We start from the raw sequence: 26,628 nt of genomic DNA on the forward strand, positions 1-26,628 counted from the left end.
AGTCGCGAAGGGTTGAGTTAAAACATTATGGCGATACAGAATGGGAATGCCCACGCCGCAGACCACGGGCTTCGAGCCTTGGCTCTGTTCCTGCGCCTTCATGGCGTCAACGCCGAGCCCGAGCAGCTCCGCGATAGCTGTGGAAACAGCACGATAAATATCAGAGCGATGCTTCGCTGCGCGCGCGAATTCGGAGTCAAAGTCGGTTCGCGAACAACGCATTGGAAGCGACTTGCCAGCATCAAGCTGCCTGGAATCGCATCGCTGCGTGACGGCGGTTTTCTGCTTCTCGGCAAGGTCGACGCCAACGGAGCGCTCGTGCTGCGGCCAACCGCGTCGCGTCCGGAGCTGATGACGCGCGCGGAATTCGAGGAGATCTGGGACGGCCGTTTGATCCTCACTGGATCGCAAAATGTTGCCAATCGGTTGCTGCGTGTCGTTGCCGACGTGGCTGTCCGCGGACGTGAGCTGGTTGGAGGTGCCCGCGAGGCCTTGACCCGCGCCCGCGATACCATGATGCGTGCCCGCGATACAGCGTGCTTCGGCGAACGAAGCGATACGGCCGTCCAGCCGGCCAGAGCCGACTCCGGGGTTGTGAGCACCGAACCTGAATGCGACGACGAATCTGGGCTCGTGGCCGTGGCAATTCTGTTGCGTTGCCATGGCATTGCGGCCGACCCGGGCCAGATCCGGCATCGCATGGGCGCGGCGCGGCTCGGCGTTACCGAGATCCTGCGCTGTGCCAAGGAATTCGGGCTCAAGGCGCGGGCACAGAAGACGAGCTGGAGCAGACTTGCGGTCACTCCGCTGCCGGGAATCGCCCTGCTGCGCAACGGTGCCTTCCTGATTCTGGGCAAGGTCGTTGACGACAAGCTTCTTGTTCAGCGGCCATTGTCTCCGCAGCCCGAAGCAATGACGCAGGCCGAGCTCGAGGCGATCTGGGACGGCGACATCATACTGATGGCGCGACGCGCGTCCCTGACCGATCTCTCCCGCCGCTTCGATATCGGCTGGTTTGTCGGCGCGGTCCACAAATATCGCCGTCTTCTCGGCGAGGTGCTGGTCGCCTCGTTCTTCCTTCAGATCTTTGCCCTTATCTCACCGCTATTTTTCCAGGTGGTCATCGACAAGGTGCTCGTGCACCGAAGCATGAGTACGCTCGACGTTTTGATCATAGGCCTTGTCGCGCTGACTATCTTCGAGGCCGTTCTCGAAACGCTGCGCGTCTATCTGTTCTCGCACACCACGAATCGTATCGACGTCGAGCTCGGCGCCCGGCTGTTTCGTCACCTGATGGCATTGCCGATCGCATACTTCCAGGCCCGCCGGGTCGGCGATTCGGTCGCACGCGTCCGCGAGCTGGAGAATATCCGTCAGTTCCTGACGAGCTCGGCGCTCACGCTCGTCATCGATCTGCTGTTCACCGTCGTCTTCCTTGCGGTGATGTTCTACTACTCGACGACGTTGACGCTGATCGTTCTGGCGTCATTCCCGTTCTACATCGGCATTTCCGCGGGCGCTGCGCCACTGTTTCGCCGGCGCCTCGATGAGAAATTCAATCGAGGATCCGAGAACCAGGCCTTTCTGGTCGAAAGCGTCACCGGTGTCGAGACGCTGAAGGCCATGGCGGTCGAGCCGCAGATGCAGCGCCGATGGGAGGAGCAACTCGCCGGCTATGTGGCCGCGAGCTTCCGCGTGCTTAGCCTCAACAACACGGCGAGCCAGGCGGTCCAGATGATCAACAAGCTGGTCGTCGCGGCAACGCTTTACTTCGGCGCCAGACTTGTGATCGGCGGCGATCTCACCGTCGGAGAACTCGTTGCGTTCAACATGCTGGCCGGGCGTGTGAGCATGCCGGTGCTGCGTCTCGCCCAGATGTGGCAGGATTTCCACCAGGCCCGTCTTTCGATCGATCGCCTCGGTGACATCCTCAACACGATGCCGGAGCCGAGCTTTAGTCCGGGCCGTGCTGCACTGCCACCGATCCGCGGGCAGGTCACGTTCGAGCATGCGACGTTCCGCTATCGCATCGACGGTCCCGAGGTGCTGCACAACGTCTCATTCAACGTCCAGCCCGGCCAAGTCATCGGCATCGTTGGCTCGTCGGGCTCGGGCAAGAGCACCATCACCAAGCTGGTCCAGCGCCTCTACGTGCCGGAGAGTGGACGGGTGCTGATCGACGGCGTCGATCTCGCGATGGTCGATTTGACCTGGCTGCGACGCCAGATTGGCGTCGTCCTGCAGGAGAACGTGCTGTTCAATCGTTCCATCCGCGAGAACATCGCCCTGGCCGATCCGACCTTGCCGATGGAGCGCGTCATCGAGGCGGCCTCGCTCGCCGGCGCCCACGACTTCATACTGGAACTGCCCGAAGGGTACGACACCGTCGTCGGCGAACGCGGCAGCAGCCTGTCCGGCGGGCAACGCCAGCGTGTCGCGATCGCGCGCGCGCTGATTACCGATCCGCGCATCCTCATCCTCGACGAGGCCACCAGCGCGCTCGACTACGAAAGCGAGCGTGCCATTCAGCAAAACATGAAGCGAATTGCCGCCGGCCGGACCGTGTTCGTCATCGCGCACCGGCTCTCGACCGTGCGCAATGCGAACCGGATCATCACGCTCGAGCATGGCCGCATCGTCGAGGACGGCAGCCATGATGAGCTGATCCGCTCGAACGGGCGATACGCAAACCTCCATTATCTGCAGGCCGGTATCCATGACGTCCGCTAGCCGAAATATCGTCCCGTTTCCGAGAAACCCGGCTCCCCCGGCTCGCCGCCGCGAACACGAAATCGCGTTCCTGCCGGCGGCGCTCGAGGTCACTGAAACGCCGCCGTCGCCGATCGGGCGCGCGATCGGCGCGAGCATTATCGCGATCTTCTGCATCGCGCTGGCGTGGGCGTCGCTCGGCAGTGTCGATATTGTCGCTTCGGCAACCGGCAAGATCGTACCGGGCGGGCGCACCAAGCTGATCCAGCCGTTCGAGACGGGCGTCGTCCGCGCCATCCACGTCCGCGACGGGCAGACCGTAAAAGCTGGCGACGTTCTTATCGAACTCGATCCGACGATGACGGAAGCCGACAACGAACGCCAGAAGAGCGATCTTGTCGCGGCAGAACTCGACGTCGCCCGGCTGCGCGCCGCGCTTGCGGAAGATCCGCTCGCCGCCTTCCGGCCGCCGCAGAGCGCAAGTGCCGCGGAGATCGAGATGCATCGTCAGTTCCTGATCAGCCAGCGCGCCGAACAGAATGCCAAGCTTGCCGAAATCGAACGCCAGCTGGGCCAGAAGGAAGCGGAGCGAGCGACCACTTCGGCGAGCGTCGCGAAGCTGCAGGCGACGATACCGGTGCTGCAGGAGCGCGTGGACATCCGCAAGACTCTGGTCGACAAGGCACTGGCCTCGAAGGTCGTCTATCTCTCCGAATACCAGGAGCTGGTCGGCCTTCAGCAGGACCTCGTCCTGCAGCAGAGCCGGCTGCGCGAAGCCGATGCAGCCACGGCGTTGCTGAAGGAAACCAGGGAAAGGACCGCCGCAGAGTATCGGCGCTCGACCTATGACGCACTCGCGAAAGCCGAGCAGAAAACTGCGAGCGCTGCGCAGGAGGTGATCAAGGCAGAACGGCGCACAAAACTCCAGCGTTTGGCCGCGCCCGTCGATGGCGTCGTACAGCAGCTCGCCATTCATACCGTGGGAGGCGTGGTGACACCTGCTCAGGCGCTCGCCGTGGTGGTTCCGAGCGAGAGCCAGCTCGAGATCGAGGCCATGCTTTCCAACCGCGACATCGGATTCGTGCATCCGGGACAAAAAGCGGAGATCAAGATCGATACATTTAACTTCACGCGCTATGGGCTTCTTCATGGCGAAGTGCTCAGCGTTTCGTCTGACGCTATCACCCGCGACAGGCAACAGGGCACTTCGAATGATCGGGCTATGGGCGCAGCGACGAACAGCAGCGAGCCGAAAGGTCAGGAGCTAGAATATGCCGCTCGTATCTCGCTCGACCGCGCGGCCATGCAGGTAGAGGAGAAACTCGTCAAGCTTGGGCCCGGAATGGCCGTGACGGTTGAGATCAAGACAGGCTCGCGAACCATAATCAGCTACCTGCTCTCGCCGCTGGCGCGATACAAGCAGGAGTCTTTGCGGGAGCGGTAGATGAAACTCAACGCCAGCGATGAGCATTTGCGGCTAGCTGGAGATCCGCCATGGCTCGTTAACCGACGTGGCTGTCTCCATTCTCCGCTACCGTGCGTCGGGCCGAGTTACGAGCCGCCGACTCTTCATCTTTTGTCGAAGCGGTCGGGTCACTATTCATCACGAGCCAATGCCTCGTTCGTCGCTTTAGGTAGGACCACCCCCTCCCCTGCAACTCCATCACCCGCACCACGCCTATTTTCACCACCTCAGCCTAGGGGGATGATCGCGATGTCCTTGTTCTCGGCCTTATGCATTTTTCTCGGCCGATTTCGGTCCAGAACTCGGCTTCGGGAAGGCGATGGATCGGCCGCTTCCGACTTCTGAACATCGGTGCCCGACATATCGAGACGGTCAAGAATCGGCGAACTTGCCTCCTTGTGCTTCCTAGCCGAAAGATCGCTTCAGCGCGAAGGGTGCCGGGGACCTGCCGCGGAACGCCTTCCCCACTTCGGCCGGGACTCGTCGGAAAACTCCGCCCGATCAGGGCAGGCCGCGGCGCACCCGAAAGTGGTAGCCATCACGCCCTGGAGCGGCCCGCGACGTAGTCCGTCTGGAAACTTCACTTTCGGCCCCTCGCAACCGAAGCTCGACGCGCGCAGGATGACAGCTTGCGCAGGGTACATGGCGCGGCGACCGCCATCTTTCCGCCACATCGGTCGCATCCGGGGCGGCCGAACGAAGGATTACGTTGATGTGGTCAACAACGACGTCCGGCGCCACCATCCACCACCTGCGGCCGTTCGCATACCGTCCGGGGTCGCCTGACATCGCCTCCTGTCATGGTAGGGCCATCGAAGTCGGCGTCGAGCCCCTGCGCGACGTCGTGGGACTCGAGACGGCGTGGAAGGCTCTCGAAGAACGCGCGACCCATTCATTCTTTTTGTCGTGGCTCTGGATCGGAACGTGGCTGCGGCAACTGCCGAAGCGCGCCAAGCCGCACGTTCTGATCGCCCGGGACTGCGGCAGGATCGTCGGGCTGGCGATCGTCTGCCCGCGGGGGACTTGGCGCCTCGGGCCCAGATCGCGGACGCGCTGGCTGCTCCACGAGACCGGAGATGCCAGCTTCGACCGGCTGTACATCGAGTATAACGGGATCCTCGTCGACCGCTCGATGGCCGAGTCCGTCACGGCGGCATGCCTTGAGACTTTGGTCCGCCGCCTGCGTCGAGCCGATCAGTTGGTACTGTCCGGAATCGAACCAACCCTTGACATCGCCGCTTGCCGCGCCGCCGGCGGCGCCGGACTTCTCGCCGACCTCAAAGGGACGGAAACCGCGCACTGGATCGACTTCGCCAAACTGCGCCTGAGCGGCAAGGACTACCGCGCCGCACTGGGCCGCAACACCCGGCAAGCCGTGAGCCGCGCCATGCGGCTCTACGCCGAGCGCGGCCCGGTCGAGCACCGGATCATGGAGACGCCGTCGGAGGCGCTGGCCGCCTTCGATCTTCTCGCCGGCTTCCACCAGGCGCGGTGGGGACGCAGGGGCGCCTTCGCCAATCCGGGTTTCTGCCCGTTCCACGAGGATCTGATCGCGCGCGGGGTACCCGCCGGCGCCGTCCGGATGTCCCGCACGCTGGCCGGCGACCGGACCATCGGCGTTCTGTACAACTTCGTGCATGACGGCCAGGTCGTGAACTACCAGAGCGGCTTCCTCTACGAAAGGGATCCCCGACTCAAGCCCGGACTCGTCAGCCACGTGCTGTCGGTCGAGGACAGCATCGCGCGCGGCGAGCGCAGCTACGATTTCATGGCTGGATCGGCCGGCCACAAGTCGCGCCTCGCCAACGCGCAGCGTTCCTTGAAATGGATCGTGGTCAGCCGCGATACCCTCGAACGCCGCGTCGAGACGACGCTCCGGCGTGCCAGCCGCGCGCTCGGCGCACTTCGGCAGCGGGCCGATTGAGACACCTCGAGGGAGTACCAAGCAATAAAGGGGAGCAATTCTTTCGCGATCGCTCTAAGACGCATTCGGGGGACTTGGGAGCGCAATCGGAGAACGAACTAGCCTTCTCTGTCGAGTTGTGCATCCAGATATTCCACGTCACGCTTCAGTTCATGCAGGACGGTGCGTCTGGAAATTCCAAACCGTTTGGCAATGGCTTGATGGGTCACCCCTCAAGCCGAGAGGCAATGAGTATCACACGCGGCCGATGGGGCAATTCGCGAATCGCCCCTTCAACGATCTGAAGCCCGAGCCATGCCTGTAACTCCAAACCGGATCAGGAGGGTCTCCGCCGGCTCCGAGCCCCGAGCACGGCATCGGTGTCGGACCGGCGCGCGCGATTGCCTTCTGCGCGCAAGCGATCGGGCGCAATATTGATAGCAACGCGCAAATACGCTGAAGGACGTTCGATCGAGCCGACATATCCCGGCCGATGCAACCGAAGCCATGTCTAGTGCAGGCTCTCGCTAGGCAAGTTCCTCAAAGCCCAACCGCCGCGTCTGCTTGGCCTTGAGCTCCGTGTATCTCTCAGTGAGCAGATCACGTAACAATGCCCACGTCGTTTCTGCCATGATCGATAGCCCTCGCCTGTCGAAATGAAGAACTCGAGTTCGCCCGCCCCGCCGGCTTGCTCTGCGCCAGGGTTCATGGCGTTGCGCGAGCCGAGCCCTGTCGAGCCGCCGTGGAACAGGCGGCCACCTTGGTAAGCGACGCGGAGAGGCCGATTCTGCTGGTTGGAGGAGAGTGTCGCACGGCGGAATTTCGCGAGAATCTGGTCGCGCTGAGCGAGCACTGGAATGTGCCGGTCGCAGTCACCACCAAGATGCAAGATCAGTATCCGAACGATCGCCGGCGCTGGATTGGCACCTTGGCTTCTTCATGTCGCCAGCTCAAGTCGGGCTCTTTGAGCGAGCGGATCTGATCGTTGCGCTCGGAACTCGGCTCGGCGATTTGTCTCCCTGGGATTTCGGTTTCCGCGACAATCTCCGAGTTCTCAGCCTCTGGTTCACGTCTACCCCGACCCGAGTGCGATCGGGACTCACTTCCATCCGGATCTCCGATCGTGGCATCGGCGCATCCCTCCTTAAGATCCTGGCTCGAGTTACCGGTCGTCCTACGCGAGCGCGGTGTGTGGATCGAAGCCTTGGCGAAAGCCGTGAAGCGGTACACGCGTGGCTTCAGCAGCGTATCCCCGGCGCTGATGTCCTTGGCCATGCGGTTGCGGCCGTCGCCAAACTTTTCAGCGCAGATGGTATCGTGACGACCGACTCCGGCGACTTCGCCGCCTGGGTAGACCGGATTTTCTGCTTCCAGCGATCAGCTCGACTGCTCGGCTCCGCCTGCGGCGCGATGGGCAGTGGTGTTCCTTCTGCTTTGAGCGCAGGCCTTCGTTATCCGGATCGTCAGGTGATCGCGTTTTGCGGCGACGGCGGCTTCCTGATGATTGGGAACGAGTTGGCGACTGCCGTGGCTCGCCGGCTCAATATCAAGATCGTGATCTCCAACAACCAGTCATACGGCACCATTCGTTCGCATCAGGAGAGAGCATTTCCGAAACGTCTTTGGGGTACGGACCTGTCCAACCCCGATTTTGCAGCCCTTGCCCGCGCATTCGGCGCGCAGGGCTACACGATCACGAACGCGGCGCAGGCAGCCGAGGTTGTCGCCGAAGCAATCTCGGCGAACGGTCCCGTTGTGATCGAACTCCGATCTGATGTGCGCCAAACAATCGATCGATCCCTCGTTGCCGCACCTGGCTGATGCCGCAGAGTGCCTGATTGTGTGAATTCCCAAGAGTGGAGCAATAAAGGCGGCAGCGCGCCTGGAGTCTACGGCTTTGGTGCGCCCTTACTCAACCTGATCTCAAGAACGCCTTATCCTCAGCACCAGTCGGCAGGGGGTAGCTTGCAAGTTGGACACGGCGTGAGGTGCCTCTTTGGAGGTAACCCGCATTGAGCGACCTGTTGGGCACGGCGCTCAGCTACTTACTGGCTAAGTGGCTTCTTCTTTCCTTTTGCGATAAGTTTTATGGCTTCCGGAAGAATAACAGCCGCTGCTAGCGCCATCGGGACTGTTTTGAAGCCGTGCATCCTTATTCAATCCATGGAGTCATCGACGCCGCTTGCGCTAATTGAAACCGGCCATTGCAATGTGGATCTCAAGCCGTCGCCGATCGAGCCATCCTGACGTGCTGTCGACCAGCGCATGCGGAACTACCACGACCTTTATCTGGTCCTGCACCGAGGGCAAGTTCAACTGGTACTACGATGTCGACGAGACCATCATGATAGTCGAAGGATCGATCGTGCTCGAGAGCGAGGGCATGCCGCCGAGGCGCTATGGCGTCGGTGACGTGATATTGTTCCGCGACGGTGCGCACCCAAATGGCATGTGGAGCGCTATGTGAAGAAGATCGCCTTCTTCTGCCAGACTCTTCGGTTCGGACTAGGCTACGCCTGTTCGCGCCATCAACAAGCTCAAGCGGATGTTCCCCATCCCTCCGCGCCCCGACGGGACCCTACCCCACTTCATGATCTTATGGGCAAGCCTGCTCGCGACCACTTTTCGAAGCCCCGCGAAACACACAACGTGAACTGATGTCTCTAATGCCTTGCTGTCCGATTTGGGAGCCATTGTCTGAATGTCATCTTGCTCTACCAAAGTCGTGCTACTTATCGATGGCCCCAATCTTTATGCGGCCAGCAAGACGCTTGGTTTCGATGTGGATTACAAGCGACTGCTCAAGGAGTTCCAAAGTCGCGGCACGGTACTTCGCGCGTTCTACTACAACGCGATCATCGAGGATCAGGAATATTCATCGATCCGGCCCTTGATCGATTGGCTCGACTACAACGGCTATACTGTGGCGACCAAAACGATGAGGGAGTTCACCGACACCAGCGGCCATCGCAAGATGAAGGGCAGCATGGGCATCAAACTCGCTGTTGATGCCATGGAGCTTGCCGAGCATATCGATCAGATGATTCTGTTCTCAGGTGACGGCGACTTCCGCCCATTGGTGGAGGCGATCCAACGTCGAGGAGTCCGCGTCACCGTCGTCTCAACCATTGCCACCCATCCTCCGATGATCGCCGATGAACTTCGGCGTCAGGCCGACGCTTTCATCGACCTCGTGGATTTGAAACCCAAGCTTGGCCGTGACCCGTCCGAGCGGCCAACCTCGCGCGAGGCGCGCCATCCCGTGTTATCCTTGCAACGCGACCACCACGGCTGACAACATCATTTAATTAAGTCTGAATTCCAGACGGCGGCAACTCGCGGGTGACGGACGACTGATGGCGAGTGTGAGACGGCAGGACGCACGTTCGACAGCCCAGCTGAACCTGCGCTTCTACAACTCGCAATCCAGCAGGCGATACGCATGGTCATGGCCCAGAAGGTCGTCGATGGCGCGAATATAGATGTAGAGATAAATTTCACAATCACAGTTAGCCATCTGCGCAAAAAGTCTGATTTGCGATTCAAGCTGATTTGGGTTGTCCAGTCTGCTCCCCAAAAGTAAACAGCTTTCCTTTCACCCCCAAATCAGTGGCTCTTTCCGCCCTGTCCCGCCTCGACAAGAGGGCCTTATCGCGGTCGTCACGAACGCGACGCGGGATGCGGTAGACGCGAGGGCGCCGGCGCACAGGGTGGTTGCATGGTGAGCCAAAACCTCATGAGCGGCAAAAGGGGAGCCTGCCCCAAACTGATAAGCTTTCGCTTCTTTGCTTATCAGTCGACCAACTGACTCCGTTTGCCGATTTTCCTATCAGTTAGCGAACTGATCCATTGGCATCTTGCTTGGCAGTTGACCCCACGTTGACTTCCGTCAGACAGATCGTTTCTCAGCTTTTAGTCCAACACCGGCCATTGAACCCGTTGCAAAAATTGACGGCTACACAAAGGACTTTCGACGCGGCATTCCCTCCCAAGATGATCGAGATCATGACCACCGCGTTCGAAGCTGCTGTATCAACACTGCGCGAACCCAGCACCTCACAATTATTGCAGAATCCATCCTGCGGACGGCCAACGCCGGCATCCTCCGGAGAAATGATAAAGCGGAAATGGTGCCGATCATCCTCGCAGCGCTCGGCGAAGGCGCCCTCATCCGCTGCACCGGACCTCGCGTCGAACATCCTGGCGTCCACTCCGTCCGAGTCACGCCTTCTCGCTTCAGATAGGCGATGTGCTTGGGCAGTGGCGCCGAGCGAAATCGCTTGCCATGATGGCGGACCACGCGCGCCTTCATCACCACACGTCGCGATGTCGATCGCGCGATAAGGCGAGCGCAGCGCGTCGACCCCGCCCGAAGCGGGACCGGCTCGCGCCGCCCTTGCCGCTACCGAAACTCTCGCCGACATGTCCGGCCTTCTTCGCCGCCCGCATCACCTGGCCGACAAAACTCTTCGGACGCGAGGAGCCGCGCCCGCTGTCGCGACGTTATCGCGCTGGCTCATGGCGGCCTCACCGCAGACTTGCGAAGACCGACGGCCCTCGACGCGTTGATTTCCTTGCGATTTCGCGACGAAGGGACGGCATGACCTTTCTTACCGCTTCTCAAAACCTTAACTCCTCCAACCATATGCGCCCGACTGAAGGCGGCGCTTTTACCTTGCCGTCCGTGGCTCGTTTGATCGCGCTCCCTCTCCTCACGGTTAGACGTGCGAAAAAGTCCCGACAGCACGCGATTTAACTACCATTCTACCAATGTACTAACGGTAGGCTGTTGGCGACCTGCTTGCGCATCGGTCAACTGGTCGACTTCGCCGGTCACGCGATGCCGCGGCCCTGCTAGCTCTGGCCGGGAGGGAGGAATGCGGCTGCATCCGATGGGTTAGAGGCGCATACATTTGAGAGCGTAAGCAACACACGGTTAGTTCTCTCCATCCAGATCGGCAGCGCCCGGGCGATGATTGCAGAGGCTGGGATAGGTCCGAAGTAGCGGCCGTCCAGCGAATCCGACGATTGCCAATTCATGAGGAAGACGTCATCTCGCGCGACGACGCGGCAGCCCTGCCAGACCGGGAGCGGACGGCCACGCCTGTCGCGATCGCGCGCCTCGCCACGTCCAATTCCATCGACGGTAATGGTGAGGCCATTCCTGCAAACCGTTTGCCCGGCGAGTGCGAGGACGCGCTTCAGCATTGGCACGCCGCGCGGCAGATAGCTGCCCTCCGCAAGGAACGCAGAAAGCGGCTCCGGCGGCAGGACTGCAACAAGATCGGTGACAAACAGCGTGTCGACGGGCTGCAGGCGATAGAGCCCCAGGGGGCACTCTCTGACGTGTTCCAGACGTACAGGGGAACGGGCTTCGCGCAGATCACCGACATCAGCAGGGCGACCGAGCCGAACGTTGTCAGGAGTGTCGTCAACCGGTGCTTCATGGCGCGATCTTCCGGCGTTGAAGCCAGATCTGATGCCGCGACCGCGTATAGGGCCTCGGCGCCTCTCCGACGGACAGGCGGTTGTGTGCGTGATGCCAGTAATCAGGCGCTGCGTCGGCAACATTGATGCCGAGCGCTTCGACGGCCTCAATCAACTGCAGCACCCTCTGGACTTTCGGCCAGCCGGAGAGCCGAAGCAAAATGTCGCCGCCGGGACGAACATAGGGCACGGTCGCACAGCGCTGGCCTGGCGCAACGCCTCGCAAAACGTCGATCTTCGAAACAACGGTTCCGTAGTCGCTGGATTGTCCAGCGCACGAAAGCGAAGATGCTCCCCGGTGCAAATGAGACGACACGGCGTCGTCGGTCCAGTATCTGTTCGGCCGCTACCCGGCCGAACCGAATCCAGTTCTCGATCCGCTTCTCAAGCCACAACAGTTCGACATGTGTGAGGTCGCTCATGCAGCTCCTCCGCAGTCATGGAGGATTTCGATCGTGAACAAGTCGGCATGCCCGATGGCAACGCATATTCCGCATCCAAGGCACGCGATCCTGAGCAGGAGCGCGTCATCCAGCACACCGGCATAAAACCAGTCCGGCAGGATCAGCTCCAATCCGCGGGGCCGGCCGTGGGCGTCGGCGGTCTCTTTCCATTCATTGATCCAGGAGAATCGGTGCTGCCGCCGATCGGTCGATTGACGGATCGACGTCATGACAGTGGTTCGATTGCAGCCGGTCGAGTGCGGCCTTGAGACGGTCCAGTCCCGAACGCTGGTGCCGCGACCAATGAAGGTCAGAATCTCATACGGCGTTGCCGCCATCAGGCGGGAGGTCTTCAATCCGCCGTCGCGGGCCTCGACAATCTGCGACGCCGCCCAGATCAAGATGTCAGTGTCCCAGATGGTAGCCATGCCATGCTCGGGCACGGCTTCGACGCGAATGGCAGTCTTGCCGGCGCGGAAGTCGATGGGAACGACTCGCCTGGATTTAGCGAGGGAGAAAAACGGATAGGCCATCAAATCCTGCGCATCGCGTGGCGCGAGATCGCCAGACAGCGCCCGGAAGAGACTTAGCTGTTCCCGTTCAGAAATGTGTCTGCGTCGCATCGAGATAATCCCCCAGCGACGTTCAGCGACACGGCCGGCCGGCATACGGTATGGGCGCATGCCGCTTAGCCGGCAGCACGGTGCCTGCGCCGGGATCAGAGGTCGAAGTCTTGGCGCCGCGATCGGCCCAGGCTTTCAGGTCTTCCAGCGCATAGACGACGCGTCCGCCGAGCTTCCGATAGGCGGGACCCGTGCCGTAGGTTCGGTGCTTTTCCAGGGTCCGCCCGTCAGTCCTTAAATACCAAGCCGCAGTACGCCATGCGGAGAGGAAGGGCGCTTGGCCAAATCCCATCTGGTCCGGCAGAGTCTCGGCGACGGCAAACAGCGCCGGCAGGAAGGCGTCGCACGCTTCGACCGGGAGCTTCTTGGCTACCGCTGCCTCGTCGAGCCGATCGAGCAATTCAGGTAGGAGGTCTCGTTCGGCGAACTGCGCGAAAGCGTTCTCGACCAGATTACCAACGAAGTCCAAGAGTTCAGAGTCCGAAATACGGCCGTCAGGTACACGAAGGGCAAAGTACCTTTCGAAGTATTTGCTCGCCGCGATCGCTCGGAAGATCAAGTCTCTTCCCAGCTGCTACCGTACCAGGAGCCGCCAAAAGCCCAGCCCACGATCGGGAACATCTGCGAAACCACGTACCGAACAAATTCCCTTCGCTCTGGCGCCGCGTCAGCAATGACCGCCTTTGACGCGTTCCTTGTCCGCGTCCTTCCGCGCGCGACTTGTCCCGGTCAATAGAGCTTTGCTGCGTCCGATGGCGGCGTAGACATCCGGTTCGAAGAGGCGTAGCGTTTCGAGCGCGATGGTCTCGATGATGTTGGTCTCTAGCACTCGCTTCCCGCTATGAAGCGAAAGTTGCACCTCGGCTCCGCCAATATAGCGCTTCGCGTCGCGCAGATTCCGGAAGAAGTGCCGGAGTCCCCCCACCCATATATTTCCCCACCGCGTCTGATCGAATTTTCTGTCCTCGGGCAGCGACTTAGTGATCTTTTCGAGTTCAGCAAGCACGATCCTGCCGACACGGTCGCCTTCGACTACAGGCACGTCGAATGCAGCCTGCACGATCTTCTCAAGATATTGCTTGCCTTCTTCACCAAAGGCACGCTCGACAATGTTGCGTTGGTAGAGGAGCAGATAGGTCAATCCCGGAAAATTCGCGTTCGCCTTGACGTGCCTAATGACCGTCCTGATCTGCTCGTCTTTCAAGCGATCGATGTCATCGATCACGACAAGGATGTTTCGCGGCATGTCCTTGAGGCGCTGCTCCAGATCGAAGCGAGCGACGTCCACCGGTCGTCCATCCTCTCTATCTCTGCCGAGAAATTCGGCGAGCTTACTAAGGGATCAAGACAACGCCGGCGAGAACGAGAATAGTCGTCGAAAGGACTTTAGCTGAAGCGTCGAGCCAGACGACGCCCCCAGCAATTAGAAACCCGATGCCCCCAAACCACGCAGCAGCACCGGAAACCCTATTGCCGGCATTCTTTAATCTCTGTGAGACACTTTCTAGAGTTTCGGCGTACCGACGAAATTCGTGTGCTCGCCGACGTGCCGATAGAGACTTCTCACCATCACCAAGCGCCACTGCGATTTCGCGGAAGAACGCGCGCAATCGCTTAGTCGGTTCCCCATTGCCAAGGATTGAACGTCACTACCTGCATCTTGGTCTCACCGGGCGGTATCAGCGCCTCGATGGCGAGATTCTTTATGGAAGTCTTCCCCGAGCCCCATTCTCCACGCAGTGCAATGACCAGGCTTTCGCTGCCTCGATGCCTATAGAGAATACGCGCGAGAGCACATGCAAAGTCACCCCTACCGAGCAGGTTCTCTGACGCGCTCGTAATCGGAGCATCCGCCGATAAGGCGCCTGCCCGAAGCGGCTGCCGCTCAATGCTCCGCCATTTTCGCCAGGACGCCTTGAGACGTTCGAGAAGTCTTGTCATCGCTTCGTCATTTCCCGTTGAATTTCACTTCCTCGATAGTAAAGGGACAAGGCTTACCGGCGAGAAATCTGGGCAAACTTTATCCACCAACGTCTGATCCGGCCTAACCTTCTGCTTTACGAATTTCGAATTGATCGCAGTTGACCTAAGGACTCAGCCTCTGCGAGAGCTACCCCCTCGGAAAGCAAGCGTTCCTTACGATAGGTGCCACCTTTGCCGACGCAGTAGCGCAGGACGTATCTCACCAGGGCATCAAAAGCGTCGCCTCGCTGTGGAAGGTCTTGATCCCGCGCGAGACGTCACTATCGATTGCCTGTAGAAGATCTTGACCGCAGAACAATTCCTTATAGAACGCCGCTGTATTGCCCTTAAGAAAGCCGACGTTCGTCTTGTCCACAGGAAGCATGAAATACCTTGGTAACAGGTGCCTGCTTAATCGCATGCAGAGCGAAGCTAGCTGAGGCGATCACGCAGGTGTTGTTCCTAGTTGCTACATTCACCGCTCTCATCTTCGTCGCGAAGTTATCCCACGACATGAACTCGCCTGTACGGGAAGCGGTCGGCGGCACGAGCCGGGCCTCTGGAACGAGATCCGGGCGGCGTCGGTAGACGGCTAGTCGGCACCGGCGTGCGCCGGGCGGTGGACGCGCCTGTATGCCACCGCTATCGAAGTTCTGGACTTCGCTGCCAGAAGGCGCGTTTCCGCCGACGACAGACCTAGCTCGGCGCTGCTAGAGACAGCATCTCGGCCCAGGCGATTAGACGCCTCATGCTCATCCAGCGAGAACCGGCAGAGGCTATCAAACTTCCGTCTCGCGACCACTAATCGGTCCGCATACCCATCCACATTGTATTCAGGAAGCTTACCACAATCCGACTTTAGCGCGAACGGTCTCTTATTGCATAACATCGGTCGTCGAGATCACCGTGAGCTCGGTAGCTACGCAGTATCTTGTGAGAGTTTACCCTTGAATCCAATCGGCGCGTAGCCTTGCCAGCCGAGCTAAGCAAACCCAGTCGATGGAGCAAGCGGAGCATCCCCGTCTATTCAATACCCGTCCGATTTCCGCTCAAATCTAGCCGAATACCCGACGGAGATGTTCTCACCCTGTTCGCTGCAGCCCTTCATGGTCTTGCATACGGTGATTCAGCTCTCGCAGCCAACTATGGTGACTATCAGCCCGATGTGTCCGAAACATCGGCGCCTATGGGGAAGCTCAGGCTCGAGCGGCTGATTTCATGGACCATAGGAGAAGCGCAATGCCGCGGCGTCCGGCTAAGGTCACACAAGCAGATATTGCCCGCGCGATCCGCGCCGCTAAGGAAGCTGGCGCGAGCGCGGTTACGGTCGATGCAGAGGGCGTTATTCGAATCGCGCTGACGTCGAACGCCGCGCCAATCAAAGCCATAAATCGTCGTGACGAAATATGGACCCCGTCAGAGGCATTGCAGCGATACCTGAAAAGCACCGAAAGCGGGTGAAACGCACCTTACGCAATTGATGCGGAGTCACCGCACCGTTAGACTCCAAGCATTGGTCCCCGGAGAAAGCCAATGCTTGAGCCAGAAAAACGCGATCCCCGCGCACCCGGGGATACGCGAATGTATCTCTACTTTGACTATTCCCCGCTCGGCGCGCTGCGCTGGTACGTGAAGGTAAGCCGCAAGGGGCGCCGGATCGGCATCAGAGAGGAATACGGGACCAAAGCGTTCGACGCCGCCTACGACGCGGCGGTCACGGCGCTGGGGGGAGTCATGCGTAAACGCCGTAGCGCGCCCGATCCGCTGGTGCAGCCCGAACGCCGCTATGTGCAGGCTGATCGCTCGCAGCGTGGGCAGACGCGCTATTATGTTCAGCTCCGCAACGGACTACCGAAGATCAGGATCAAGGCCGAGCTCGGCACAAAAGACTTCGACGAAGAGTGCGATGCAACCATCGCCTCGCAGATCGCACTCTACGGCGACGCGTCCGATCACATCAACGCACAAAAGCAGCGCAACGAACCACGCGGCGAACTTCCCAGCGAGCCGCCGACGCCTCATACGCTGCGCTGGTATTGGACCCTCTACAAACAGAGCGACCACTGGCTTGGCGATCTCCGCGTCGGCCAAAAAGGGCTTTCGGAATCGACCCGGCTGCAGCGCACCGGACTGATCGAGAGCCTGCTGCCCGAAAATGGCGAGAAGCCGTTCGCAGTGTTAACACGCAAAGTCATCAAGGCGGAAATGAAGGCGCGCACTCCGTCACAGGCAGGCAACCTACTGTCGGCGTTGCGTGGCATGATCCGCTGGATGATCGAAGAAGGCCATCTCGATGAGGACGATGACCCAACGATTGGGTTGAAATCCGGCAAGGCCAAGGCGAGCCGTGAGACCGGTGGCTTTCTGCCCTGGACCGAGAACGACATGGCGCTCTATCGTGCGAAGTGGCCCCTTGGCACAGAAGCACGGCTGATGTTCGACATTCTGCACTACACCTTTCTGCGACTGGGCGATGCCCATCGGTTCGGGCCGCCGCATCTGCGGCAAATCATGCGCAAGATGGCGGTGCAAATTGCAACCGAAAAGAGCCGCGGCAACACCACTGTTACGGTGCCGGTGCATCCGTCGTTTGCAGAAAGCCTGCGGGCGGCGCGCGCAGCCGGCATGATCGGCGCCGAAGTCTTCACCGGCAAGAGGGTGAAAGGCCGGGTGCTACCCATGAACAAGAAGGCATGGGCAATGAAGTTCAAAAAGTACGCGGTGCTCGCCGGCGTCAACGAGCCGAAGAAGAGCTGCCACGGCGTGCGCAAGGCACGTGCTGAGGTCGCTGCTTACGCCGACTGCACCGAGAGCCAGATGATGGCGATGTTCGGCTGGACTGATCCAAAGATGCCAGCGCATTACATCGCCCAGGCGAATCGAGAAAAGCTCGGCGTCAGTGGCATGGACAAGATCATCGCGTTCGATCAGAGCCAGTCGCTCGACGACTTTATGCCGCTGCTCGATGGGAACGGCGCGAGAACGCCCGACGCGAACAAAGTAGTAACTTTGCGTAGTAACTTTGGAAAAAAGATCCCGTGAAATCAAGGGATTAGGCGTGGGTATGGTGCGCTCGGAGGGACTCGAACCCCCACGATGTTACTCACTGCCACCTCAAGGCAGCGCGTCTACCAATTCCGCCACGAGCGCTTGGGATACCGGCTGGAAGGATTGCAGCCCGCCGGATCAACGGCTGCGATGTAACAAATCAGGGATGCAGGGACAAGGCAGTTTTGCGTTCCGATAACTACCTGACATCAGGGGATTTCGGCAGCATTTGCTTGACTTCCACCGCGATGCGGTTGCGATCGACCAGCACCACGCCGGAAGCAATGGGCAAGTTATTGGCGAGGATCTTGACCTCGTCCGCCTCGGTGGCATCCAGTTCGATAATGGCGCCGCGGGAAAGCCGCATCACCTGGTGGATGGGCATGGTGGTGGTGCCGAGCACCACCATGAGATCGACGCTGACTTTATCGAGGGTGGCCACTTCTGAACCGCCAAACGGGGACTAAATGGGTGTGGTTCCCACCTGACCACGTTATGGTTAGCCAATGGTTAATGACCGCCAAAGCCTTGATTTGACGACCTTCGCGCAAGTCCAAGGCGGCGGTGGGGTCGAATGGCGGATTTCCGCGGAACCGGTACCCTATCCCGAGGCCGTGGCCGCAATGGAGGCCCGCGCGGCCGAGATCGCCGAGCGGAAGGCGACCGAACTGGTCTGGCTCCTGGAGCACCCCCCGCTCTACACCTCCGGCACCAGCGGCCGGCAGGAGGACCTGCTCTTGCCGCGCTTCCCGCTGTTCACCACCGGCCGCGGCGGACAGCTCACCTATCACGGTCCCGGCCAGCGGGTGGCCTATGTGATGCTCGACCTCAAGCGGCGGCGGCCAGACGTGCGCGCCTATGTGGCGGGCCTTGAAGAATGGATCATCCGCACGCTGGATGCCTTCAACGTGCGCGGCGAGCGCCGCGAGGATCGCGTGGGCGTCTGGGTCAGGCGGCCAGACAAGGGTGTCGGCCACGAAGACAAGATTGCCGCGATCGGGGTGCGGTTGCGGCGCTGGGTGTCGTTTCACGGCATCGCCATCAATGTCGAGCCGGAGCTTTCGCATTTTTCGGCGATCATTCCCTGCGGCGTCGCCGACTCGCGTTACGGCGTCACCTCGTTGGTAGATCTCGGCCTGCCCGTGACGATGGAGGACGTCGATGTCGCGCTCCGGCGGGCGTTCCAGGAAGTGTTCGGAACGACGATGGCAGCCTTACCTGCGACAACGGCCTAAACTGTCGATCGGATGCCTGCGGCGATCGCCGCTCTCACTTAAGGTCTTCTGTCACGGCAAGTGAGGCCACATATCAGAGGCAGGCGGTGAACAGCGGAGGTCGCGATGATGTCGCACAGGCTTCCCTTCGAGAACCGATGGACCAACAGCACGCAGGCTTGGGAATGGAATTGCGCACTTGACCGTCTGGGCGTGGCGAACGTGCGCGGCATGTTCGCAGATCACGAACTGCATCATCCGAACAGGCTTAGCGTCACGATGAACATTCCCGCCGGATTCGTTCGCGACTGGCTGGCATTCCATGATCGTCGCGCGGCGCGGCAGCAACTGCTTTGGCGAGCCACCGTGATTGCGCTCTCGCTTGTCGCAGCGACCGCGGCCGTACTGGATGTGCTGATCGTGTGAAGCGGAGGCCGTTCGCCGGGCGCCGCGACGCCGGCGTCGTGCTCGATCGCGCCTCGAGGATGTGTTCGGCGCCACGAGCGCTCGGAAACGGCTTCTGATCGCCATCAAGCGCTCGCCTTGAGGAAATCAATGAAAGCCCGAACCCGCGGAATGGTCTGCCGGCCCGGCAGAATCAGAGCCGTGATCGGTTGCGGATCGGGATCGTGGCAGTGCGACAGCACCGGCACCAGCCTGCCATCCTTCACGGCCGCCTCCCCCAGAAAGTCGCCAAACCGCACCAGACCAGCGCCGGCCAGCGCGAGATCGAGAAGGAAATCGGCGCTGTCCGAGCGGATCGATCCTTTTACCGGCACCATGATCCGCTTGCCTTGTTCGAACATCGGCCATTGCGCGAGGCGCGAGAAGCCGCTGAGCTGCAGGCAATTGTGTCGGGCGAGATCGGCGGCCTGTTCGGGGATGCCATGGCGCTCCAGATATCGCGGGCTTCCGGCGATGACGCGTCTGACTCCGCCGAGGCGAACCGCGATCAGCTCGCTGTCGCCGAGCGGCCCGACCCGGATCGTGACATCGACCTGGTCGGCGATCGGATCGATGCGGTGATCGCTCACCGAAAGATCGACCGCAATCTCTGGAAACCGGTCCAGAAATTGCGGCAGCAGCCGCGCAAGCCGGTGTCTTGCGAATGCCGTGCCGCTGTTGATCCGCAGATGGCCGCGCGGACGTCCATGAACGGAGGCGACATCGGCCTCGGCGATCTCGACCGCAGCCAGGATACTTCTCGCGTGAACCAGGAACGTCTCGCCCTCCTGCGTCAGCACCAGCCGCCGCGTCGTCCGATGCAGCAGCTTGGCGCCGATCCGGCGCTCCAGTCTCGTCACGATCCGGGAGACGCCCGAGGCGGTCAGTTCGATTTCGGCGCCCACGGCCGCAAAACTACCCAGATCGACCGTTCGCACGAAAACCGCGAGGTCTGACATCGGGTGCATCAGCATATTCGTGACACTTCAGTATGAGTGTTTCGCAAAAGGCGGGATTTATCTGCCTCTTTAGCACGAATAGCACGGGTACCCCAGCAACTTGGAGGTCTTCCCATGCCCCTCGCCCGCATCTCCGTTCCGGCCCATCTTGCGCTGCCCAGAATTCGCACCCTTGCCGATGCCGTGCACGAGGGTCTCGTCGAGACCTGCGGCGTGCCACCCAAAGACCGCTTTCAGCTCGTTTCGACCTATGCGCGCGAAATGATGGTCATCGACCCGAGCTTCCCGGATGTCGCGCGCACGGTGGATGCGTCGATTATCGAGATTCTGTTTCTCGCAGGGCGCACGGTCGATCAGAAGAAAAACCTGTTTCGGCGGATTGTGGATCGGGCCGTCGGCGCCGGATTTTCCGCAGACGACATTATGATCGCGCTCTTCGAGAATACGCCGATGGACTGGTCACTCGGACGCGGGCTCGCATTCGGCGACCACCACACGCCGATGGCAACCAGCCCTACGTCCGCCCCTTAGCAGCAAGACGTGCGGACAGCGCAGCAAGCGCCGTCCGCACGTCAGGCGATCTTCACGCGGCCGCCTTCCGCGGCGCGACCTCGAGCTGTCCTGCGATGTAGCGGCGCTCCTGGGTGAGGCCGCCGAAGCCGTAGGCATCGCCCTTCACTTCGTCGACATGGGCGTAGCTCTCCTCGTGCAGCGGCCCGAGCAGTTCGTCCATGCGCTGGAATAGCGCGGCGAGATAGGCCGCCTTTTCGTCCTTGGTGTTGGTGCCCTCGCTGACGTGAACGTCGAGCCAGAAGCTGGCGAGGCTCTGCTCGGCGAGCGATTTGCCGCTGGCGAACCAGTCGGCGGCCTCGACCGACTTCACGATGACGGCGGTGACCGTCGGATCCTTGCGCAGGATTCGCGCGGTGAGCTCGCTGACGGCGGACGCAATCTCGGCGTTCAGCGACGGCCCCTTGCGGGCGCTGGAATAGGTGACGGTGATAAGCGGCATGGTCGTTCTCCTTGAGGGGGGCGCGCTGGCATTGCGCTCCGCCTTCCTAGACCCGCGGCCGTCATTTTGGTATCTTATCTCTGTTCATAACAATGATAACGGTTGCTGATGACGCCATGAGCACGCTGGATATCGATACGGTGCAGGCGTTCCTGCTGGTCGCCGAACTGCAAGGTTTTACCCGCGCCGCCGAAGCGCTTGGCACGACGCAGGCCGCCGTCAGCATGAAGCTGCAGCGGCTGGAGAGCGTGGTGGGCCGGCGGCTGGTCGAGCGCTCGCCGCGGGCAGTCGCGCTAACCGCCGAGGGCGCGGCATTCCTGCCCCACGCCCGCGCGTTGATCGAGGCGCATGACCGTGCGCTGTCGGGTGACAAGCCCACGCGCCCGCAATTGTCGCTCGGGATCTCCGATCACGCCGCAGGGCCCGAACTGGTGCCGCTGCTCGAACGGCTGCACGCCGTATCGTCGCAACTAGCGCTTTCCGTGACCATCGGCTTTTCGCGCCAGATGCTCGACGCCTACGATGCCGGCGAATTCGATGCCGTGGTGGTCCGTCAGGAAGGCAGCCGCCGCGGCGGCGAGAAGCTGACCGAAGACGGCTTCGGCTGGTTCGCCGCCAAAGGCCTGCCCTGGCGGCGCGGCGAGACGCTGCCGCTGGCGATGCTGGCGCCGCCCTGCGGCGTACGCGCGCTCGCGGTCCGTGCCCTCGACAAGGCCGGCATCGCATGGAGCGAGAGCTTTGTCGGCGGCGGTGTCACCGCCGTGGCCGCCGCGGCATTGGCCGGCGTAGCGGTAGCGCCACTGGCCCGGCGGATTGCGCCGGCCGGTCTGGTCGATATCGGGCCGGCCAAAGGGCTGCCGCGGCTCGCTTCCTCGAAGGTGATGCTGCACTCGAAAGTCAGCGACCCAACCAAGCTCGCGGCGCTGCGGACGCTGGCGGCGACGTTCAGAAGCGTAGCCGCAGCGCGGTAACCCACCATTTCGTTAAAAAAGCCCAATGGCCGCGGAACCAATCGGCAGGACAAGCGTTTGCGCCAGTTAAATGGGCAGGTCGGATGTCGATAAAAAATCAGCGGCAGCAAAGGGATCTATTCGAAAGCGAACGCAATTTCCGGCTCCTGGTTGAAGGCGTTTCCGACTACGCGCTTTACATGCTGGATCCGGCCGGCGTGGTGACGAGTTGGAACATCGGCGGCCAGCGGATCAAGGGTTACGCGCCCGCCGAAATCATCGGACAGCATTTTTCCTGCTTCTATGCCGAAGTCGATCGTGCAAACGGCAAGCCGCTGCGCGCTTTGCGCATTGCCCGGGAACACGGCCGCTACGAGGAAGAAGGCTGGCGCGTTCGCAAGGATGGCACGTTCTTCTGGGCCAGCGTCGTCATTGACCCGATTTACGAGGACGGCAAGCTCGTCGGCTTCGCCAAGATCACCCGCGACATTACCGAGCGCCGCGCAGCCCAGCTCGAGCTCGAACGGATGCACCAGCAGCTCGCGGAATCACAAAAGTTCGATGCGCTCGGCCAACTGACCGGCGGCGTGGCCCATGACTTCAACAATCTCCTCATGATCGTCAGCGGCAGTCTTCACACGTTGAAGAAAGCGGTGGGCGATGATCCCAAGTGCCTTCGGGCGCTATCGGCGATCGAAGAGGCGACCAAACGCGGCGCTTCCCTCACCAGCCAGTTGCTGACATTCGCGCGGCGGCAGAGCGTCAACCCGCAGGTCGTCGACGTCGCCGAGCGGATCGATGCGATGCGCGAGGTGCTCGATAGCGGCGTCGGCAGCGCGGTGACCTTGCAGTTCGAGGTCGACCCGGGCGTCTGGCCGGTGATGGTCGACGTCACCGAGTTCGAGACGGCGCTGGTCAACCTGGTCATCAACGCGCGCGACGCCATGACCGGCGGCGGCATCATCACGATATCGGCGCACAACGAGACGCCAGGCGAGGCCGATACAGAGTATGTCGCGATCTCGGTGGAAGATACCGGCACCGGCATCGCGCCCGATGTGCTCGGCAAGATCTTCGATCCCTTCTTCACCACCAAGCCGATCGGCAAGGGCACGGGTCTCGGACTATCGCAGGTTCACGGCTTCGCCCATCAGGCCGGCGGAACGGTCAAGGTGGCGAGCGAGCTCGGCAAGGGCACGAAGATCACGATCCTGCTGCCGCGAAAAGAGGCCGCTGACGCGACCGAGGACGTCGACGCCGCTGAAACCGGCGGAAGCGGCACCGTGTTGCTTGTGGAGGACAATCCTGATGTCGCAGCCGTCAGCACCGGCCTGCTCGAACAGCTCGGCTACACCGTGCGCAGGGTAGCGAGCGCCGAAGCCGCGTTGCGCGAAATCGAGCTCGACGGAATAGATCTTGTGTTCTCCGACATCGTGATGCCCGGCAAAATGGACGGCCTCGGTCTGGCGCGCCATTTGAAGGCCGTCAGACCCGGACTGCCGATCCTCCTGACCAGCGGCTACAGCGATTCCGCGCGGAACGTGCGCGGCGACTTTCCGATTCTGCGCAAGCCCTACGAAATCCACGAACTCAGCCGAGCGATCGCGAAACTGCCGCGGTGATTGCGAGCTAGCGGGTACTCACCCTCCTCACAAAATCGCCTCGAAGGCGCTGCGCAGCGTTTCGTGCCGGAACACAAAACCGTTGCTGAGCGCCTTGTTCGGCAAGACGCGCTGGCCGCCCAGCAGCAATTCATTGGCGAAATCGCCGCCGACACGGCGCAACAGCCCGCCGGGGATGCGGAACACCGCAGGCCGGCGCAGGCGGCGGCCAAGCTCTTCGGTGAATTTCAAATTGGTCACCGGGATCGGCGCCGTCGCGTTGACCGGTCCTGAGATTTCCGGACGCGCGATGACATGGGCGATCAGGCGGACCAGGTCGTCGCGCTCGATCCACGACATCCACTGCCGGCCCGAGCCGAGCGGCCCGCCGAGGCCGAACTCGAACGGTGTCAGCATTCGCGTGATGAAGCCGCCGTCGGTGCCGATCACGAGGCCGATCCGCAAGTAGACCACCCGCACGCCGTGCTCTTCCGCCGGACGCGCTGCCTTCTCCCAGGCGTCACAGAGTTCATGACTGAAGCAGGCATGCGATTTGGCTGATTCCGTCAGCACCTGGTCCTGCCAGAGCCCGTACCAGCCGATCGCGGAGCCCGAGACCAGCACCGCCGGCTTGCGCTCAAGCCGCGCGATCAGGCGGACGACGTCGCCGGTCATGTTGATGCGGGAATCCAGGATTTTGCGGCGCTTGGCTTCGGTCCAAAGTCCGTTGCCGATCGGCTCGCCCGCGAGATTGACAATCGCATCGATACGGGTGTCGGCCGGAAGCTGATCGAGGCTCGTGATCAGCGTGATCGGCGGCGGCAACATGTCGGCTTTCGCAGGATTGCGCACCAGCGCGATCACCTGATGCCCCGCGCCGCTCAGGCCTGCCACCAGGCGGCTGCCGATGAAGCCGGTCGCGCCGGTGACCAGCACCGTCTGCTGGTCGGGCAGTTTCTCGACCAGGCTTGCCGCCGGCGCACTCGTCATTCGCGAAAGGCGCTTTGACGCCGTGAAATCGCGCAGGCCGAATAGCGCGGCACCCAGGGCTGCCGCCGCCGCGATCCAACTAAGCCAGCCCGTGTAAGCCGATTTGACGCCGGTCGGCTGCCCTGCCCAGCCGATCAGGAGCGGCAGCAGCAGCACCAGAATGGCGCCGTAGTTGATCGCGAGCAGCGTATGATTAATGCGTTCGCTGGCCGGCAATTTCCGGCTGATGTCCTCCTCGACGAAATCCATCAGCGTGATGACGATTTCCGCAACCAGCACCACGATGATGAGCATGGCGAAGACGCCGTGCACTTCCAGCCAGCCCAGCACCAGGAACAAAAGCGCGTAGAGCATGTTGCGCAACGCATGAAGCTGCAGCTCATAGCGCTGCGATGGTCGCCATGCGAGCCGCTCGGTCAGCTCGTGATGGTAGAACGTGTCGAACACGCCCATCATGACCTGAATGGCGATCAGGATCCAAAGCAGCAGCGTCATGATGTGGCCTCCATGAACACGGCGGACTGACGAATCAGCCTGCCAAGGCGGGGGTGAACGACCTCGAGCGTGAAGCGGAACGTGCCGCCGCCGAGGTCGGAATGGGTTACCGTGAGATCGCCGGGTGTGAGCCAGGGCGGCAGCGGCAACCGCAACGGCCCGATCTGCAAGGAATAGCCGACGCTGCGAAACACCAGCGCTTCGTGCTCGACGGAAATGCGCAACGCCATGCTGACGCCGTAGCCGACATATTCTTCCAGCCCGGTGGGCCCGGCGAACCGTTTCGCGGAATGGATGACCTGCGGAAAGCCGTTGCTGCGCGTGCAGATGCGGGTCCAGATCTGGCCGCCGCTCGCTGCATCTTCGGTCACCATCACGGCCATCGCGGCGCCGGTCTCAGTGCATAGCGGAAACGGCCCGCCGATCACGCGCGCGAGCTGCGCCAGCCACCAGCCGGCGCGGCTAAAACTCGCCTCCTCCACCGTGCCGACATAGACGACCGTCTCGCCATCGGCAAAACGCTTGGAAAAACGCCGCCAGATCGCCAGCGGCAGACGGCCCCACTCCTCGTCGGGCAACAGATCGTGGAAGCGGTGGTCGTCGAGCAGGATGGTGTTCGAGGCAGGCGTTGCGGAAAATTTTGGTACTCTTGTGGACGCCATCACACGCTCCTGCCCCGCCCCTCTGCCCTATTTGGACTTCCCCGCCGGCAAGAAGCTGACGATCTTCTCACCAAGCTTGATCAGCGCGACCAGCCTTGGCCGCGGCACGTTGAGCATCTGCGTGTACCAGCGGTCGACCAGTTCGGTGAAAGCCAGCATTTCCTTCAGCCGTTTGGCGGCGACCGGGCTGATGGTCGGATCGTCAGCCGCGTCGGAGACACAGGCGCGCAGCGCATCGATGGCCGGATCGATCTCGCGCTCCTTGCGGCGGGCGGCGATCCGCGCCGCCACTTCCCAGATGTCCGTTTCCGCCTCGAAATGATCGCGCCGGTCGCCGAGGATCGGCACCCGCCGGATCAAATTCCAGGCCAGCAATTCCTTGATCGAGTTGGAGACATTGGACCGCGCCATGCCGAGCGTCTCAGCGATGTCCTCGGCGGTCATCGGCGCTTCGGCGAGATACAGCAGGCCATGGATCTGGCTGACGGAGCGGTTGACGCCCCACTCGTCCCCCATGTCGCCCCAGTGCAGGATGAACCGTTCAACGACGGCCGGGAGTTTCTTTTTGTCGGTCTTTTCTGTCATGACAGAAATATCTGACAAACCCGTGCGGATGTCAAGCGCCCTGCGTTGCGGTCGCGGCCAACCGCGCCGCCTAATG

The 26,628-nt window shown here is 61.5% G+C and carries 22 protein-coding genes, 1 tRNA gene and 4 pseudogenes; 14 read left to right on the plus strand and 13 right to left on the minus strand.

Annotated features, from left to right (window positions below; all coding sequences use genetic code 11):
- The first annotated feature begins 27 nt into the window (after nucleotides 1-27).
- The 7 genes and pseudogenes from IVA95_RS04995 (at nucleotide 28) to IVA95_RS05025 (ending at nucleotide 9,372) form a co-directional block, all read left to right on the plus strand.
- On the plus strand, nucleotides 28-2,730 hold the full coding sequence (locus IVA95_RS04995) for a type I secretion system permease/ATPase (RefSeq protein WP_247509492.1): 2,703 nt from the start codon (nucleotides 28-30) through the stop codon (nucleotides 2,728-2,730).
- On the plus strand, nucleotides 2,717-4,153 hold the full coding sequence (locus IVA95_RS05000) for an HlyD family type I secretion periplasmic adaptor subunit (protein ID WP_247509493.1): 1,437 nt from the start codon (nucleotides 2,717-2,719) through the stop codon (nucleotides 4,151-4,153). Before IVA95_RS04995 ends, IVA95_RS05000 begins: the two co-directional genes overlap by 14 nt.
- A gap of 865 nt (nucleotides 4,154-5,018) precedes the next feature.
- Complete coding sequence (locus IVA95_RS38560) at nucleotides 5,019-6,098, plus strand: GNAT family N-acetyltransferase (RefSeq protein ID WP_247509494.1); 1,080 nt, start codon at nucleotides 5,019-5,021, stop codon at nucleotides 6,096-6,098.
- A 721-nt stretch (nucleotides 6,099-6,819) separates the two neighbouring features.
- Nucleotides 6,820-7,059, plus strand: a complete 240-nt coding sequence (locus tag IVA95_RS05010; RefSeq protein ID WP_247509495.1) for a carbon monoxide dehydrogenase beta subunit family protein — start codon at nucleotides 6,820-6,822, stop codon at nucleotides 7,057-7,059.
- A 209-nt stretch (nucleotides 7,060-7,268) separates the two neighbouring features.
- A complete protein-coding gene (locus IVA95_RS05015) occupies nucleotides 7,269-7,898 on the plus strand; it encodes a thiamine pyrophosphate-dependent enzyme (RefSeq protein ID WP_247509496.1) in 630 nt (209 codons plus the stop codon).
- Nucleotides 7,899-8,240: 342 nt separating this feature from the next.
- Nucleotides 8,241-8,730: pseudogene (locus IVA95_RS05020) on the plus strand (cupin domain-containing protein).
- 48 nt (nucleotides 8,731-8,778) lie between these two features.
- Nucleotides 8,779-9,372: an NYN domain-containing protein gene (locus IVA95_RS05025; RefSeq protein ID WP_247509497.1), complete on the plus strand. Its 594-nt coding sequence runs from the start codon at nucleotides 8,779-8,781 to the stop codon at nucleotides 9,370-9,372.
- 802 nt (nucleotides 9,373-10,174) lie between these two features.
- On the opposite strand, the pseudogene IVA95_RS05030 reads toward IVA95_RS05025, so the two are convergent.
- The 6 genes and pseudogenes from IVA95_RS05030 to IVA95_RS05055 all read right to left on the minus strand — a co-directional run.
- A pseudogene (locus IVA95_RS05030) lies at nucleotides 10,175-10,565 on the minus strand (type VI secretion protein); the annotation flags it as partial.
- A 462-nt stretch (nucleotides 10,566-11,027) separates the two neighbouring features.
- Nucleotides 11,028-11,524 (minus strand): annotated as a pseudogene (locus IVA95_RS05035) (S26 family signal peptidase); the annotation flags it as partial.
- Nucleotides 11,521-11,986, minus strand: a pseudogene (locus IVA95_RS05040) (DUF2840 domain-containing protein). The pseudogenes IVA95_RS05040 and IVA95_RS05035, both read right to left, overlap by 4 nt.
- Complete coding sequence (locus IVA95_RS05045) at nucleotides 11,983-12,675, minus strand: replication initiator protein A (RefSeq protein ID WP_247509498.1); 693 nt, start codon at nucleotides 12,673-12,675, stop codon at nucleotides 11,983-11,985. The pseudogene IVA95_RS05040 and the gene IVA95_RS05045 overlap by 4 nt, the downstream one beginning before the upstream one ends.
- On the minus strand, nucleotides 12,653-12,922 hold the full coding sequence (locus IVA95_RS05050) for a DNA-binding protein (protein ID WP_247509597.1): 270 nt from the start codon (nucleotides 12,920-12,922) through the stop codon (nucleotides 12,653-12,655). Before IVA95_RS05050 ends, IVA95_RS05045 begins: the two co-directional genes overlap by 23 nt.
- Before the next feature lie 375 nt (nucleotides 12,923-13,297).
- Entirely contained in the window at nucleotides 13,298-13,918 is a 621-nt protein-coding gene (locus IVA95_RS05055; protein ID WP_247509499.1) for a P-loop NTPase fold protein, read from the minus strand.
- 1,913 nt (nucleotides 13,919-15,831) lie between these two features.
- Between IVA95_RS05055 and IVA95_RS05060 the strand changes: the two genes are divergently transcribed.
- On the plus strand, nucleotides 15,832-16,053 hold the full coding sequence (locus IVA95_RS05060) for a hypothetical protein (RefSeq protein ID WP_247509500.1): 222 nt from the start codon (nucleotides 15,832-15,834) through the stop codon (nucleotides 16,051-16,053).
- 120 nt (nucleotides 16,054-16,173) lie between these two features.
- Nucleotides 16,174-17,634 carry a hypothetical protein gene (locus IVA95_RS05065; RefSeq protein WP_247509501.1) on the plus strand — a complete coding sequence of 487 codons (1,461 nt, stop codon included), beginning with the start codon at nucleotides 16,174-16,176 and terminating at the stop codon, nucleotides 17,632-17,634.
- 23 nt (nucleotides 17,635-17,657) lie between these two features.
- Here the strand turns inward: IVA95_RS05065 and IVA95_RS05070 are convergent.
- Together IVA95_RS05070 and IVA95_RS05075 are read right to left on the minus strand one after the other, a co-directional pair.
- Nucleotides 17,658-17,742, minus strand: a tRNA-Leu gene (locus IVA95_RS05070).
- Nucleotides 17,743-17,839: 97 nt separating this feature from the next.
- Entirely contained in the window at nucleotides 17,840-18,082 is a 243-nt protein-coding gene (locus IVA95_RS05075) for a FliM/FliN family flagellar motor switch protein (RefSeq protein WP_027583831.1), read from the minus strand.
- Nucleotides 18,083-18,146: 64 nt separating this feature from the next.
- On the opposite strand from IVA95_RS05075, the gene lipB reads away from it, so the two are divergent.
- On the plus strand, nucleotides 18,147-18,875 hold the full coding sequence (gene lipB / locus IVA95_RS05080; RefSeq protein WP_247509502.1) for a lipoyl(octanoyl) transferase LipB: 729 nt from the start codon (nucleotides 18,147-18,149) through the stop codon (nucleotides 18,873-18,875).
- 105 nt (nucleotides 18,876-18,980) lie between these two features.
- Nucleotides 18,981-19,280, plus strand: coding sequence for a hypothetical protein (locus IVA95_RS05085; RefSeq protein WP_247509503.1), 300 nt, complete (start codon nucleotides 18,981-18,983; stop codon nucleotides 19,278-19,280).
- Nucleotides 19,281-19,384: 104 nt separating this feature from the next.
- Here the strand turns inward: IVA95_RS05085 and IVA95_RS05090 are convergent, their stop codons facing one another.
- The gene (locus IVA95_RS05090; RefSeq protein ID WP_247509504.1) at nucleotides 19,385-20,266 is read right to left on the minus strand and encodes a LysR family transcriptional regulator; all 882 of its coding nucleotides are present in this window, start codon (nucleotides 20,264-20,266) and stop codon (nucleotides 19,385-19,387) included.
- A 105-nt stretch (nucleotides 20,267-20,371) separates the two neighbouring features.
- On the opposite strand from IVA95_RS05090, the gene IVA95_RS05095 reads away from it, so the two are divergent.
- Nucleotides 20,372-20,788, plus strand: coding sequence for a tautomerase family protein (locus IVA95_RS05095; protein WP_247509505.1), 417 nt, complete (start codon nucleotides 20,372-20,374; stop codon nucleotides 20,786-20,788).
- A gap of 52 nt (nucleotides 20,789-20,840) precedes the next feature.
- Here the strand turns inward: IVA95_RS05095 and IVA95_RS05100 are convergent, their stop codons facing one another.
- A complete protein-coding gene (locus tag IVA95_RS05100; protein WP_247509506.1) occupies nucleotides 20,841-21,269 on the minus strand; it encodes a 4-oxalocrotonate tautomerase family protein in 429 nt (142 codons plus the stop codon).
- A gap of 116 nt (nucleotides 21,270-21,385) precedes the next feature.
- Between IVA95_RS05100 and IVA95_RS05105 the strand changes: the two genes are divergently transcribed.
- Both IVA95_RS05105 and IVA95_RS05110 read left to right on the plus strand, forming a co-directional pair.
- Nucleotides 21,386-22,240: a LysR substrate-binding domain-containing protein gene (locus tag IVA95_RS05105; RefSeq protein ID WP_247509507.1), complete on the plus strand. Its 855-nt coding sequence runs from the start codon at nucleotides 21,386-21,388 to the stop codon at nucleotides 22,238-22,240.
- Nucleotides 22,241-22,323: 83 nt separating this feature from the next.
- Entirely contained in the window at nucleotides 22,324-23,841 is a 1,518-nt protein-coding gene (locus IVA95_RS05110) for an ATP-binding protein (protein WP_247509508.1), read from the plus strand.
- Nucleotides 23,842-23,868: 27 nt separating this feature from the next.
- Here IVA95_RS05110 and IVA95_RS05115 read toward each other — a convergent pair whose 3' ends face one another.
- Genes IVA95_RS05115 through IVA95_RS05125 form a run of 3 tightly spaced genes read right to left on the minus strand, consistent with a single transcriptional unit; the run spans nucleotide 23,869 to nucleotide 26,552 of the window.
- Entirely contained in the window at nucleotides 23,869-25,305 is a 1,437-nt protein-coding gene (locus IVA95_RS05115) for a TIGR01777 family oxidoreductase (protein ID WP_247509509.1), read from the minus strand.
- Nucleotides 25,302-25,967 carry a DUF4166 domain-containing protein gene (locus IVA95_RS05120; RefSeq protein ID WP_247509510.1) on the minus strand — a complete coding sequence of 222 codons (666 nt, stop codon included), beginning with the start codon at nucleotides 25,965-25,967 and terminating at the stop codon, nucleotides 25,302-25,304. The genes IVA95_RS05115 and IVA95_RS05120 overlap by 4 nt, the downstream gene beginning before the upstream one ends.
- Nucleotides 25,968-25,994: 27 nt before the next feature.
- A complete protein-coding gene (locus tag IVA95_RS05125) occupies nucleotides 25,995-26,552 on the minus strand; it encodes a MarR family transcriptional regulator (protein WP_247509511.1) in 558 nt (185 codons plus the stop codon).
- Between the last annotated feature and the right edge of the window lie 76 nt (nucleotides 26,553-26,628).

The organism is Bradyrhizobium sp. 157 (genome assembly GCF_023073815.1).
GTDB lineage: Bacteria > Pseudomonadota > Alphaproteobacteria > Rhizobiales > Xanthobacteraceae > Bradyrhizobium.